Origin of the sequence: Kitasatospora sp. NPDC085879, from assembly GCF_040686255.1 — a bacterium.
Lineage (GTDB): Bacteria > Actinomycetota > Actinomycetes > Streptomycetales > Streptomycetaceae > Kitasatospora.
Genome location: NZ_JBFBJZ010000020.1, coordinates 85,252 through 98,573, shown reverse-complemented (window position 1 = coordinate 98,573; position 13,322 = coordinate 85,252). Strand labels below are relative to the sequence as shown.

The following is a 13,322-nucleotide window of genomic DNA, read 5'->3' as shown; positions in this document are numbered from 1 at the left end:
TCGGGCGGTCAGGCCTCGGGGCGGAGCATCGGCGGGTTGAGGACGGTCGCGCCACCGGCGGTGAACAGTTGGGCGGGGCGGCCACCCTGCCGGGTCGTCGTACCGCCGGACGGGAGCAGGAAGCCGGGGGTGCCGGTGACCTTGCGGTGGAAGTTCCGCGGGTCGAGCACCACGCCCCACACCGCCTCGTAGACGCGGCGCAGCTCCCCGACCGTGAACTCGGGCGGGCAGAAGGCGGTCGCCAGCGAGGAGTACTCGATCTTTGAGCGGGCGCGTTCGACGCCGTCGCCGAGGATCTGGCCGTGGTCGAAGGCCAGCGGGACGCCGTCCGCGGGACCGTCGTTCAGCAGTTCGTGAACGGGGGCCCAGCGCGCGCTGCTGGCGTCGCCGCCAGGACGCGGGGTGGGCAGGTCGGGCGCCAGGACGAGGTGGGCGACGCTGACCACGCGCATGCGTGGGTCCCGCTGCGGGTGCCCGTAGGTCGCGAGCTGCTCCAGGTGCACGCCGGCCGCGGACTGGCCGGGCGCGGACGCCCGGAGGCCGGTCTCCTCCGCGAGTTCGCGGGAGGCCGCCTCGGCGAGACCCTCGTCCGGGCGCACGAAGCCGCCGGGCAGGGCCCAGTACCCCTGGAACGGCGGCTCGCCCCGTCGGACCAGCAGCGCGCACAGCTCGTGGTCCCGGACCGTCAGAACCACCAGGTCGACGGTGACGGCGAACGGGGGGAAGGCCGACGGGTCATAGCGCGTCATGGCGATGATGATAGTCGTCTCTCTGACGATAAACACAGAGTGCCTACAGACCCGGGCCGGTCGGCCGGCCGGGTGCGGCCCGTCATCGGCCGCGGCACCGCGCCGGAGGAGGGGCCGGTCCGGCGCGGTGCGGTGCGGGGTTGGGCGGCGTGGTGCGGCGTGGTGCGGCGTTGGGGTGATGGTGGGGTGACGGCCCGACGGGCGCGTCAGCCCGCGCCGAGCTGCAGCTGGGGTGGGGCCTCCTCGACGACGGCCACACCGATCCGGCTGACCCGGGCGGAGAACGGCTCGCCCGCCACCCGCAGTCCGGTGAGCTGCAGTTCGCCCAGCGGCGTGCTGGAGGCGGGGCGCACCACCACCCTGCCGCCGGGCACGTCCGGCCGGATTCCGGCCATCGCCAGCACGAGGTGGACACCGGCCGCCGCGGACAGTGCCGCCGGCCGACAGGCCGCGGGGTGGGGCACCGGTGGGCAGCCCGTCACCCGCTGCTCGCCCGCGTACATCTCGGGCAGCCGGCCGTCGAAGTGCTCGGCAGCACCCAGCAGGCCCTCCAGCAGCAGATCCGCCTCGCGTTCGAAGCCCGCGTCGGCGAGGCCGCCCACTGCGAGCGTTGTCTCGTGCACCCGAACGGCGCCGCTGCGGTGGCCCAGCGGGTTGAACCGGGGCGACTTGGCGCTGAGCGTCCGCAGACCCCACCCGCAGTCCAGTTCCTGAGTGGTGAGGCGCTGGGCGAGAAGCCTGGTCTGCTCCCGGTCGAGCAGGCCCTCGTGCAGCCTGCCCTCGCGGGAGAGGCCGACGTCGAGCAGGTGTACCAGGGAGGAGGCGACCGCCGGGACCGTCCGGCCGCCGCCGAGCAGGGCCGCCGCGGGTCGGCCGCCCGCCAGGTCGTCGATCCAGAACCGCTCCCGGAAGCGTTCCCGGAGCGCCGCCGCCCAGCTCAGCCACTCGGCCGCGCCGGGCCGGGCGAAGGCCGCGAGCAGTTCCGCGCCGTGCAGGGCCGCGCGGTACGCCTGCGCCTGTACCTCGCAGCGGGCCACCGCGGAACGGCTCGACCGATCCTCGGGGGCGCGGCTGAGGTCGACGACGAATCCCTCCGGTCCGTCCGGGCCCTCGGCCACGGAGGCGCGGAGCGCCGCCAGGGCGCGCTCGACCGCCGGCAGGAGCTCTATCACCTCGGCTCTCGGCAGACCCCAACGCCAGGCCTCCGCCAGAACGGTGACGAACAGCAGGGTGGCCTCGGTGGTGGTGCAGATCGGCGGCAGTTCGGGACCGCCGTGCCGCATCGGGCCGGGGATCAACCCTTCCTGCGGGCCCACGGCCGGGCCGCCGGTCGGCGGCGCGGCGCCTGGACCGGGCTGGCGGCCGGCTTGCTGACGGCGCGCCAGGGCGCGCAGTGTCCCCGCGGCCAGCCGGGTGCCGAACGGCAGTGTCCAGCGGGCGGCCCACAGGGCGTCGGCTGCGGTGAGACCGAACCGCCACGGCGCGCCGGAGGCGGCGTACAGGTCGGTCGGACGGTCCGCGTCCGCGAGCAGCAGGGCGCCCAGCGCATCGAGTGAGGCAGGGACCAGGCGCTGCGCTCGGGCGTCGTCGCTGCGGATCTCCGGCTCGGACCAGGGAAGCGGGACACCCTGGCCGCGTCCCGTGGGCGGGCGGCCCGCGGACGGGTAGCTCTCCAGGGCGGTCTGCAGATCGACCGACCAGCGTGCGCCCGGCTGCACCTCCAAATCCCAGCGGAGCACGCCCGCGCCGGCCAGTACGGCGTGCGGGGTGGGCCGCGCCGACACCGTTGCGCTGCGGCCGAGGCCGGCCCAGCGCAGACCGGCCGACTGCACCTGGCTCGGCAGGTCGGCGCTGCGCTGACCGGCGGCGATCTCGCCGAGCAGGCCGAGATCGGTGCCGAACGTGATCTCCAGCGGAAGGCGGGCGGGCCGGCCGCCGGCGTTGCGGACGGTGACCGTTTCCGTCCCGTCCGCATGGCGCAGCCGCTCCACGGTGAGCGCCGGGTCGGGATCGGGGTCGCCGGGGATGCGGACGCTGCCGACGAAGCGGGCCTCGGCGGCCGAGGTGAGCGCGCCCTGGAGGGGCATCGGCTCGATGCCGCCGAGCCGGAGCTCCATGCGGGCCAGGGTGCGGACGCCGGAGCGGTAGAAGCCCTGCAGCCCCTGGCCCCGCAGCTGGCCGTCCCCGCCGGACGCGGCCATGGCCGGTGCCGCCACGCAGAGGAGCAGGTCGTGCGCGGCGGCGGCGGTCTGTGCGCGGGGCGGTGCCGGCGGCCTGGGCTGGCCGCCGGGGGCGCCGACCGGACCACCGGTGGGCGGCAGCGGTACCCCGTACGGCGGCGTCCCGGCCCCGTGGGACGGGGTCGGCACGCCGGAGGGCGGTGTGGGAACCCCGTAGGGCTGTGTGGGAACCCCGTACGGCGGGGTCTGGGTGGACGGAGGGACCGGGACTCCGTGAGGAGAGGTCCGGGTAGGCGGGGGGCCCATCGGCGGTCTGCCGCCGGGGTGGCCGACGGCGGGTGTGCCGGTGGCCGCACCAGCAACGGGCGCGCCGTGCCTTGGGGGCGTCGCCGGGGCGGGCGGTGCGGCAGGTGCGGGTGGCGCCGTGGGTCCGGGTGGTCCAGGTGGTGCGGACGGCATGGCGGCGCTCTGCGGTGCCGGGGGCACGGGGACGGCGCTCGACCGCCCGTGGGGCGGTAGCCCGGCGGGTGGCGCGGAGGGAAGGGGAGGGAGCGGTGGCACCGATGGCTGGGCCGGCATCGGGGAGGCCAAGGGCACCGGCGGCACCGTCGGCGCCGAGGCGGCCGAAGCTGCCGGGGCTGTGCCGGGCGCCGGGGTCGGCGCATCGGCCGGTGGCGGCGGTGCGGCCGGCTCTGGTGGCCTGGAGACGGTCACCGGACTCTCCTCCCCTCGGTCGGCCGGCTGCTGCTGGGCCGGTCGACCGCGAGCATGCTCGTTCGCGGTCTGTGCTGCTCTGCCGGTGCGGCAGGTGGATCGGTGGGAGCAGGTCGGGCCGTGCCGCTTCCGGTGCGGCCGTGTCCGGCGGTGCTCTCTGCCCGGACGGGCCGCCCGTGCGGGCGTGAGCGCACCGGTGGTGGTGCGGTGCGCATCGACTCGGTGCAGGGCCTGCGGGCGGACAGTGCCGCCCGCGCCCCCTGGGTGAACGTCCTGCACCTGCCACAGGTCACGCCGACCGGCGCGGCGGCAATGGCGCGCAGGCGAGGTGCGACCCTCCGACCGGCCACGTCGCCCCCATCGACGCTGTCCGGCCCGGCTGCCGACGGCGGCGCGGCCACGTCGATGGCCCTCCCCTATCGGCTCCTGTCCGCCGCCAGGATACGGTGCGGTTCGGCGGCGCCCGCACCCGGAACATGGTTGACGCGCGTCGCATCGCGCCTGCGACCAGCACGTACCGAGGAGCTCCATGTCCACCGTCGGCCGACTGCCCGGAATCGTCACCACGGACCACGTCTTCCGGGTGCCGCTCGACCACCAGCGGCCGGAGGGCGAGCGCATCGAGGTCTACGCCCGGGAGGTCGTGGCGTCCGGCCGGGAGCACGACGACCTGCCGTGGCTGCTCTACCTGCAGGGCGGGCCGGGCGGCAAGGCCGGGCGGCCGCTGGGACGCGACGACTGGCTGAACCGCGCCCTCGACGACTACCGGGTGCTGCTCCTGGACCAGCGCGGCACCGGACGCTCCACGCCGGCCAATCGGCAGACCCTGGTCCGCCGCGGCGGACCGGCCGAGCAGGCCGACTACCTGGCTCACTTCCGGGCCGACTCGATCGTTCGGGACGCCGAGCTGATCCGCCGTCTGCTGCTCGGCGACGAGGGCAAGTGGAGCCTCCTCGGCCAGAGCTTCGGCGGTTTCTGCACGCTGACCTATCTGTCGCTGGCCCCGGAGGGGCTGCGGGAGGCGTTCGTCACCGGCGGTCTGGCCGGCCTGCGTGCCTCGGCGGACGACGTCTACCGGGCGGCCTACCCGCGAGTGGCGGCGAAGAACGCGGCGCACTACGCCCGCTACCCGCAGGACGTGGCCGCCGTCCGCCGGATCGCGGCGCACCTCACGCAGCGGCCTGCCCAGCTGCCGAGCGGTGGTCTGCTGACCGTGCGGGCCTTCCAGGCACTGGGCCTGATGCTCGGTGGCGGATCGGGCTCGGGCGCGCTGCACTACCTGCTGGAGGAGGCCTGGGTGGAGGGCGAGGACGGCCCGGAGCTGTCCGACACCTTCCTCGCCGAAGCCCAGGCCCAGCTCTCCTTCGCGCAGAACCCGATGTACGCCGTCCTGCACGAGTCGATCTACGGCCAGCGCTCGGTGGACCCGGCGGGCACCGGGTGGGCCGCCGAGCGCGTCCGCAAGGAGTTCCCGGCCTTCGACGCCGAGGCCGCCCTGGGAACGGACGCCCCGGTCCTGCTCACCGGCGAGATGATCTACCCCTGGATGTTCGAGACCGACCCGGCGCTGCAGCCGCTGCGCGAGACGGCGCAGCTGCTCGCGGAGCGCCGCGACTGGCCCGACCTGTACTCCCCCGAGCGGCTGGCCGCCAACGAGGTGCCGGTGTTCGCGGCCGTGTACTTCGACGACATGTACGTGGACACCGCCGACTCGCTGGAGACCGCTCAGACCGTGGGCAACCTGCGCTTCTGGCTGACCAACGAGTGGGAGCACGACGCGCTCCGGGTGAGCGGCCGAGTGGTGCTCGACCGCCTGGTCCGGATGGCGCGCGGCGAGGCGTAGCAGCGGGGCGACCCTGCCAGGGCGGCGGAGCATCTCAGCCATCGCCCGGCCGATGAGCGCGCAGTGGGCCGGCCGTACGGTCGTGGACCTGCCGGGCGCCCGGCCCCGGCGTGCCGCGGGTCGGCCCGACCGGGCGGGGCAGCGTCGACCGCGGCCTGGTGCCCGCGGGGGTGCCGGGGGCCGCAGGCCGGGGTGCCGAGGCGCCACCGCGACCGACCGTGCGGTGATCGCGCAGGGTGGCCCTGCCCGGGGCGGGAGGCCGCCCAGGAGCCCGGCCGCCCTGGCCTCCGCCGTTCGAGTCGCCCTCGCCTTGGCCGCCCTCGTCCGAGCCGCCCGCGCCCTGGCCGGGAGGCGGCTCGCCGACCGCGTCATTCGTCGGCCCGGTGGCCGCGGGGGGCGATTCCGGAGTTCCCCTGCTCTCCGCCGTGGTGGGCGGCGCCGACGGCTCCGCCGCGGGTGCGGCAGGTGCGGGAGCAAGGGCCGGCCCCTGGGGCGCGAGGTCCCGCCCGACGCCGCCGGAGGTCGCCGTGGGCCGGGAGCCCCGGGGCCGGGCGGCGATGCGGCCGGCGCGCTGGTCGCGGACACTCTCCAGGAGCCGCTCCGGTGCGAGGCCGCCGTTGATCGACTCGTACAGCAGGTGGGCCAGGGTGTAGCGCGAGTCCACCTCCAGCGCCCGCGACAGCATGATCCGGGCGGTGGCGGTGTCGCCGGCGATCCAGGCCGTCCAGGCGAGCAGGGTGAGCGGCGGCGCGGCGAGGTGTTCGAACGGGCTGACGCAGCGCTGGACGAGGAACCGCCACACGCGCTGGGCGACGGCCAACTCGTCCGGCTCGGCGAACTCGGCTCCGCGGTCGCGGCCCAGCTTGTCCTGCAGGCCGAGCAGCAGCCGGGCGACCCGCTGGGGGTCGACTTCCCGTGCGCCGTCGCGGAACTCGGCCATCACCTCCGTGATGAGGGTGCCCGTCCGTTCGACCGCGGCCGCTCGGCCCGAGGCGAGCTCGCGGAGGAAGCCGGGCCCGGCCCGTTCGATCTCCTGGCGCTGGATGTCCGCGGTCGGCGGCCCGACCGGGGCCAGCCCGGCCACCATGGACCGCCGGCTGCCGCGCGGGGCCAGACCTGCGAAGGCCGCCGCCGCGGCGATCGCGCTCGGCCGGTGGGCCGGTCGGACCGGTGTCCCGGTGGGGTCGCAGCAGCCGGGGCGGCTGCACAGGAAGGACCACCAGCGGCCACCGGAGACGCAGAGCGACTCCTTCACGGCCACCCCGGCCTCACGGAAAGCGGCCGCGAGGCTGTCGGCGAGCGGGCGCAACGACTCGACCGGGCGTGCCGCGCCGCTCGGCGGTGCGCCGCTCTTCGCCTCGGCGGGATCGGCCGGACCGGCGGAATCGGCGGAATCGGAAGGACCGACCGGATGTGCGGGTGCGGTGGCACCTGCGGGCTCACCGACACCGACGGGCTCAGTGGGGCCGGCGGGATCCCGCACGAGGTAGAGCAGGACCTGGTCCGGTCGGCGGTCGCGCTTCTCGGAGAGTTCCAGCAGCAGGGCCGCGGTGTCGTGGGCCACCGGCCCCCACTGGGCGGGGTTGTCGGGGATGTCGACCCGGACCACCCCGCCCTGTTGGAGCGAGGGGCCCTGCAGGCCGACGGCGACGATGCTGTCGTCGGGGAAGAACCCCAGCAGGTAGGGCAGCATCTCGGCCATGTCGGCCGGGCCGCGCATCGGCATGGGCAGGAGGGCGGCCGGCCCGCCCGGGAAGGGCGCGGCGGGCGGAGTGCGGTGCTCGTCGTGGTTCATGGCCCGAAGCGTGCCGTCTTTTCTGCCCGCTGCGCGCAGCCTGTGGATAACTCCGGATTCCGGATTGTTGCGGGCGGACCACTTCCCGGGAATTTTCGCCGTTCCGGAGGTATTGACCTTCCTGTCAACCGATCTGATGACACGTTATCCACAGGCCCGGCGCCGCATTGGCCCATTGTCGGTCGCACGCGGTATGCATGAAGCCATGGACGAGCGCAGCATCCGCCCCGAATCCGAGCCCACGGACGTGCCCACCGCGGCGAACCGCTCCGGCGGCACCGGCGGCCCAGGCACGGTCGGCCACGCCGCCGACCGGGCGGACACGACCGGCGACGGAGGTGTCCGCGGTCAGGACCGCGCCGCGGTCCGAGAGCGGGCCGAGGCCGTGCTGCGCGAGCTCGCCGGGCCGTCCGCCGTGCTGCGCGAGGACCAGTGGCGGGCCATCGAGGCCCTGGTCGTCGACCGCCGAAGGGCACTGGTGGTGCAGCGCACCGGCTGGGGCAAGTCGGCCGTCTACTTCATCGCCACCGCCCTGCTGCGCTCGGGCGGCGTCGGTCCCACCGTGATCGTCTCGCCGCTGCTGGCACTGATGCGCAACCAGGTGGATTCTGCCTCCCGGGCGGGCATCCACGCCCGGACGATCAACTCCGCCAACCCGCAGGAGTGGGACGAGATCCAGGCCGAGGTCGCGGCCGGGGCCGTCGACATCCTGTTGGTCAGCCCGGAGCGGCTGAACAACCCCGACTTCCGCGACCAGGTGCTGCCGAAGCTGGCCGCCTCCACCGGTCTGCTCGTGGTCGACGAGGCACACTGCATCTCCGACTGGGGCCACGACTTCCGGCCGGACTACCGCCGGCTGCGCACCATGCTGGCCGACCTCGCCCCCGGTGTGCCGGTGCTCGCCACCACGGCGACGGCCAACGCCCGCGTCACCGCCGACGTGGCGGAGCAGTTGGGCACCGGTGCCCCCGAGGGTGCCGACGGCCCGGGTGTCGACCGCACGGCGCTCGTGCTGCGCGGTCCGCTGGACCGGGAGAGCCTCAGCCTCGGTGTGCTCGCACTGCCCGATCCGGCGCACCGCCTGGCGTGGCTGGCCGACCACCTGGCCGAGCTGCCGGGCTCCGGCATCGTCTACACCCTCACCGTGGCCGCGGCGGACGAGGTGACGGCGTTCCTGCGCTCCCGCGGCTACCCGGTGGCCTCGTACTCCGGCCGGACGGAGGACGCCGAACGCCGCAGCGCCGAGGCGGATCTGCTGGCCAACCGGGTCAAGGCCCTGGTGGCGACGTCCGCCCTCGGCATGGGCTTCGACAAGCCCGATCTGGGCTTCGTGGTGCACGTGGGCTCCCCCGGCTCACCGATCGCCTACTACCAGCAGGTCGGGCGGGCCGGCCGCGGAGTCGACCGGGCCGAGGTGCTGCTGCTGCCCGGCCGGGAGGACGAGGCGATCTGGCGGTACTTCGCCTCACTGGGCTTCCCGCCGGAGGAGCAGGTCCGCCGGACGATCGACGCGCTCGCCGAGGCGGACCGCCCGCTGTCCACCGCGGCCCTGGAGGCCCGGGTGGACCTCCGGCGGAACCGGCTGGAGACCATGCTCAAGGTGCTCGACGTCGACGGCGCGGTCCGCAAGGTCCGCGGCGGCTGGGAGGCGACTGGCCAGGCCTGGGCCTACGACGCGCCGCGCTACGCGAAGGTCGCCGCCGCCCGGGAGGCCGAGCAGCAGGCCATGCGGGAGTACGCGGCCTCCGGCGGCTGCCGGATGGAGTTCCTGCGGCGGCAGCTCGACGACCCGGAGGCAGCGCCCTGCGGGCGGTGCGACAACTGCGTCGGCCCCGCCCACGGCCCGGAGGTGTCGGCGGAGGCCCTGGCCGCAGCCCGGGCCGCGCTCGGCCGGCCCGGCGTCGAGTTCGAGCCGCGCAGGCTGTGGCCGACCGGGATGGACGCGCTGGGGGTGCAGCTCAAGGGCCGCATTCCCGCCGGGGAACAGGCGGAGACCGGCCGGGCACTCGGTCGGCTCTCCGACATCGGCTGGGGCACCCGGCTGCGCTCCCTGCTCGCCGAGTCGGCGCCGGACGGCCCCGTCCCGCCCGAGGTGGTGGACGCGCTCGTCAGCGTCCTCGCCGACTGGGCGCGCGGCCCCGGCGGCTGGGCCGGGCCGGAGGGCCCGGACGGCGGACGGCTGGCCCGGCCGGTCGGCGTGGTCACGATGTCGTCCTCGACGCGGCCCCAGTTGGTAGAGAGCCTCGGCGCGCGGATCGCGACGGTGGGTCGGCTGCCGCTGCTCGGCCGGATCGAGTACGCGGCGGGTCGCCCGCCGCACGGCCCGCGGTCCAACAGCGCGCAGCGGCTGCACTCGCTGGCGGGCACGCTGGTCGTCCCGGAGGAACTGGGCGCGACGCTCGGCTCGACGGGCGGCCCGGTGCTGCTGGTGGACGACCTGGTCGACTCGGGCTGGACGGTCACGGTCGCCTCCCGGCTGCTGCGGCGCGCCGGTGCGACGGGTGTGCTGCCCCTGGTCCTCGCCCTCCAGGCCTGACCTTCACGCGCGGGCCCACGATCACCGGTCACCGCCTCCTCGGACCGACGAGGAGTACCGTTCACCGCAAGGACACCGAGGGGCAAACCGGACTTCGACCACTCGTCGGACGACCGTCAGGCGAATGGCCGCACCGGAGAGACGGAATATATCCGGCAGAACACTGAATTTCGGGCGGCGGTCGGCATTTCATCATTGCCGCTCGGACCGATCTGACGGGAGAATTGGAGCCGTACCCCACACCTGGTCGCAAGACCCGGTATTCGGCGTACCCACGTCACCGCCGTGCCAGCGGGCCGGAAGGAGGATCGTGATCAACCGCAGAGACCACGGTCAGGATCCTTCCACCGCCAGACGGAGTATCGACCCCAAGGCCTGGTCAGAGGCCGGCGTACCGCTGCTGCGAGCCCCGCGCGACTTCGTCCGCGAGCTGCACCAGCGGCACCTGCCGCAACCGGGCACCACGGTCGTCGCCGTGCTGGACGCCAGGCACCAACTGGTCGCCTCCGCGTCCTTCGCCACCCGGCAGCACCTCACCGACGGGTGGCAGCATCGCAACGCGATCCTGGCACACCTCCGGCAGGTGATCCCGCACGACCTCCGGCTGGCCACCCCCGTCCGCACCGCGGTCCTGCTGCGCTGCCGGGACGGCTCGCCCGAGTGGGTACCCCAGGACGGTGCATGGATGTGGGCACTGCGCGACGCCGCCGAGTTGCACGGACTGCGCTGCGGCTCGTACATCACGCTGACACCGGCCGGGTGGCACTCGCTCGGGGACGGGCGGCGCGGCCGCAACCCGCACTCCGGATCATGGGCCGACGGGCCGCTGCACACCGTCACCGAGCTGCCTCCCCGCCATGAGCGGAAGCCGGCCCGGCAGACCGGACGGGTCTCCCCCGTCGCGGCGGTGACAGCACTGCGCCCCGCAGCCTCGCACTGACCGCGCCCTCACACGGCACGGCTGTACACGGACCGTTCGCGGTGCCGCCCGCCGGAAAGGCGGGCGGCACCGCGACGGCTCGGACAGCGACGGCTCAGGCCGGGACCGGCCGGTCCGCACCCGGGAACAGCGATGCGACGGCCTCGGTGCCGCCGCAGACCACCAGTAGCGAGCCCGCACGCTCGGCGGCGCGCACCGCGGCGCCGGCGATGCGGTTGGAGCCGGAGGCGTTCGCCACCAGCACCACCACGTCTCGGCGGAGCGGACGACCGGTGGCGGCGTCCGCGTAGAACACGTCACCGGCCTCGGCGAGCTGCGCCCAGTAGCGCTCCTCGCCGAAGGACAGCTCGTGCTGCTGCCACGGGTGGGACTCGCCGACCGTCAGCACCAGGATGTCGCCGGGAGGGCGGCCGGACTCGAGCAGCTGGTCCACCGTCTCGTCGGCGCACTCGAGTGCGGCCTGCGGACCGGCGGGAACGAGCCGGACGGTGGGGGACGAACGGCGGGGGCCCGCGGCGGGCTTCGGACCGGGGCGCGGCCCCGGGGTGGCGCCGACTCCGGACGAGGCCGGGCGGGGAGGCGCCGGACGGGGCGGCGCGGGTCGCGGACCGGGCACGAGGCCCGAAGCGGCGGGGTTGGCGGAAGGCGTACGGGGGCTGGATGCGTCCGACTTGTGGGGGAAGGGAACGCCGGGGCCCGGGATACTCTCGTGAATCTCCGGCTCCTCGGGGAAGACAGGCATACCCGGATGTCTATCAAATGCCGGCCGGATGCGCACGGGCGCCCCACCTGTTGGGCACCTTACGCGGCTCCGGCGAGCCGTCGGAAGATCAGACGAACCGTCAGAAACCCAGTGAGAGCTGCTCGTCCACGGGTTCCGCGAGGCGGCCGCGCTTGAGGTGGCGCCACTGCGGCAGGGCGTCGAGATAAGCCCAGGACAGCCGGTGCTCCGAGGTCGGCCCGAACTCCTCCAGCGCCGCGCGGTGCACCGGCGAGGGGTATCCGGCGTTGCCCTCGAAGCCGTACGCGGGGTGGTCGGCGCCGAGCTCAGCCATCATCCGGTCCCGCTCCACCTTGGCCAGGACGGACGCGGCGGAGACACAGACACACGACTGGTCGCCCTTGATCACCGTGCGGACCCGCCAGGGGCCGCCGAGGTAGTCGTGCTTGCCGTCGAGGATCACGGCGTCCGGCCGGACCGGGAGCGCCGCCAGGGCGCGCTCGGCGGCCAGTCGCAGTGCGGCGGTCATGCCGAGTTCGTCGCACTCCTGCGGGGAGGCATGACCCAGCGCGTAGGCGGTGACCCAGTCGGCGAGCACCGGGGCGAGCGCCTCGCGGCGCTTCACGGTGAGCAGCTTGGAGTCGGTGAGGCCCTCCGGCGGGCGGCGCAGCCCGGTGACGGCGGCGCCGACGGTCACCGGGCCGGCCCAGGCCCCGCGTCCGACCTCGTCGAGCCCGACGACGACGCCGGCTCCGGACCGGCGCAGCGATCGCTCGACCGAGTGGGTCGGGGGGTCGTAGGGCATGGCTGGTCCATTCGTGTCGCGCCGGCAGCACCAGCCTACGTCCCCGCCGGAACCGCTCCGGACGCCCCGGACGCCCCGGACGCCCCTGACACCCCCGACACCCCGGACGCTCTGGACGCTCCGGCGCCCCCGCGGCCTCACGGACTGTGCGCCCGGGCGCGCACTACCGGGCGCGCACCATCGGCATGAGCACCTGGTCGACGAGCTCGCGGCAGAAGGCGTCGTCGACCACGCCCCCACCGACCTTGGCCCGGTAGAACAGCATCGCGGGGGCCACGTCGGCGACGATCGGGGTGGCCGCGCCGGGGCGGACGTCGCCGCGGCGCTCGCCGCGGCCGAGGATGTCGAGGAGCGCCTCGTTGGCCGGCCGCATGACCCGGTCGTCGAGGAAGTCCTTGAAGGCGACCGCCTGTTCGTGGTCGAGCTCGGCCATCAGGACACGGATGGCGGTGCCCGCGGGCGAGCCCATGATCATGCCGAACCCGGCCATGAGCTGCACCAACTCGGCGCGGACCGACCCGAGGTCGGGGATGCCCACGGGGGGTGGCAGAGTAGCCCCCAGGGCGTGCACGACCAGATCCGCCTTGGACGTCCAGCGGCGGTAGAGCGCGGCCTTGCCGGTCTGCGCCGCGCCGGCGACGCCCTCCATGGTCAGCCGGGCGAAGCCGCCGGACGTGAGGAGTTCGAGGGTCGCCTCGAAGATCGCGGCCTCCAGGGCGCGGCCCCGCCGCCGGGCCGCGACCGGTGCCGCAGGTCCGCCGGACGGCTCCGGCTCGTCCTCGACCGGCTCGGCGGGCCCCTCCGGGGCGTCCGCGCCGGCCTGCAGCGGTACGGCCCGTGTCACGCCGACGGGGGCCGGTGGCGCGCACCTGGCGACCACCGCGCCCGACGGTCCGACCGACGTCTGACGCCGTACCAACTGATCCATCGTCACCACCCTAGAGAACGCTTGCGTTCACAATCCCCTACCGGATATCGTCCACATGATAGTGAACGACTCCGTTCCTTCACAGTGTCCGTGCGCTGCCACCGGCCGTGC

Annotated in this window: 8 protein-coding genes and 1 pseudogene; 3 read left to right on the top strand and 6 right to left on the bottom strand. The window is 75.1% G+C overall.

What is annotated here, in order from left to right; translation table 11 throughout:
- Positions 1-8 precede the first annotated feature (8 nt).
- Together AB0P35_RS17595 and AB0P35_RS17590 are read right to left on the bottom strand one after the other, a co-directional pair.
- Positions 9-740, bottom strand: a pseudogene (locus AB0P35_RS17595) (NUDIX domain-containing protein); the annotation flags it as partial.
- A gap of 215 nt (positions 741-955) precedes the next feature.
- Positions 956-3,118 carry a glycogen debranching N-terminal domain-containing protein gene (locus AB0P35_RS17590; RefSeq protein WP_363511554.1) on the bottom strand — a complete coding sequence of 721 codons (2,163 nt, stop codon included), beginning with the start codon at positions 3,116-3,118 and terminating at the stop codon, positions 956-958.
- A gap of 1,054 nt (positions 3,119-4,172) precedes the next feature.
- Between AB0P35_RS17590 and AB0P35_RS17585 the strand changes: the two genes are divergently transcribed.
- Positions 4,173-5,486: an alpha/beta fold hydrolase gene (locus AB0P35_RS17585; protein ID WP_363511552.1), complete on the top strand. Its 1,314-nt coding sequence runs from the start codon at positions 4,173-4,175 to the stop codon at positions 5,484-5,486.
- A 34-nt stretch (positions 5,487-5,520) separates the two neighbouring features.
- On the opposite strand, the gene AB0P35_RS17580 is transcribed toward AB0P35_RS17585, so the two are convergent.
- Positions 5,521-7,281, bottom strand: coding sequence for a DUF4192 family protein (locus AB0P35_RS17580; RefSeq protein WP_363511550.1), 1,761 nt, complete (start codon positions 7,279-7,281; stop codon positions 5,521-5,523).
- A gap of 205 nt (positions 7,282-7,486) precedes the next feature.
- Here AB0P35_RS17580 and AB0P35_RS17575 point away from each other — a divergent pair, with 205 nt between their 5' ends.
- Together AB0P35_RS17575 and AB0P35_RS17570 are read left to right on the top strand one after the other, a co-directional pair.
- Positions 7,487-9,817: a DEAD/DEAH box helicase gene (locus tag AB0P35_RS17575; RefSeq protein WP_363511548.1), complete on the top strand. Its 2,331-nt coding sequence runs from the start codon at positions 7,487-7,489 to the stop codon at positions 9,815-9,817.
- 310 nt (positions 9,818-10,127) lie between these two features.
- Positions 10,128-10,757 carry a hypothetical protein gene (locus tag AB0P35_RS17570; RefSeq protein WP_363511546.1) on the top strand — a complete coding sequence of 210 codons (630 nt, stop codon included), beginning with the start codon at positions 10,128-10,130 and terminating at the stop codon, positions 10,755-10,757.
- A gap of 94 nt (positions 10,758-10,851) precedes the next feature.
- On the opposite strand, the gene AB0P35_RS17565 is transcribed toward AB0P35_RS17570, so the two are convergent.
- From AB0P35_RS17565 to AB0P35_RS17555, 3 genes are all read right to left on the bottom strand, one after another.
- Complete coding sequence (locus AB0P35_RS17565) at positions 10,852-11,190, bottom strand: hypothetical protein (protein WP_363511544.1); 339 nt, start codon at positions 11,188-11,190, stop codon at positions 10,852-10,854.
- A 409-nt stretch (positions 11,191-11,599) separates the two neighbouring features.
- The gene (locus AB0P35_RS17560) at positions 11,600-12,283 is read right to left on the bottom strand and encodes a ribonuclease HII (RefSeq protein ID WP_363511542.1); all 684 of its coding nucleotides are present in this window, start codon (positions 12,281-12,283) and stop codon (positions 11,600-11,602) included.
- Between the two features lie 163 nt (positions 12,284-12,446).
- Positions 12,447-13,211 carry a TetR/AcrR family transcriptional regulator gene (locus AB0P35_RS17555; RefSeq protein WP_363511540.1) on the bottom strand — a complete coding sequence of 255 codons (765 nt, stop codon included), beginning with the start codon at positions 13,209-13,211 and terminating at the stop codon, positions 12,447-12,449.
- Positions 13,212-13,322: the final 111 nt, after the last annotated feature.

What these genes read in the sequence shown, in the direction of transcription:
- AB0P35_RS17555 (WP_363511540.1), bottom strand. Translation starts at nt 13,211, where the DNA reads ATGGATCAGTTGGTACGGCGTCAGACGTCGGTCGGACCGTCGGGCGCG.
- AB0P35_RS17560 (WP_363511542.1), bottom strand. Translation starts at nt 12,283, where the DNA reads ATGCCCTACGACCCCCCGACCCACTCGGTCGAGCGATCGCTGCGCCGG.
- AB0P35_RS17580 (WP_363511550.1), bottom strand. Translation starts at nt 7,281, where the DNA reads ATGAACCACGACGAGCACCGCACTCCGCCCGCCGCGCCCTTCCCGGGC.
- AB0P35_RS17585 (WP_363511552.1), top strand. Translation starts at nt 4,173, where the DNA reads ATGTCCACCGTCGGCCGACTGCCCGGAATCGTCACCACGGACCACGTC.
- AB0P35_RS17575 (WP_363511548.1), top strand. Translation starts at nt 7,487, where the DNA reads ATGGACGAGCGCAGCATCCGCCCCGAATCCGAGCCCACGGACGTGCCC.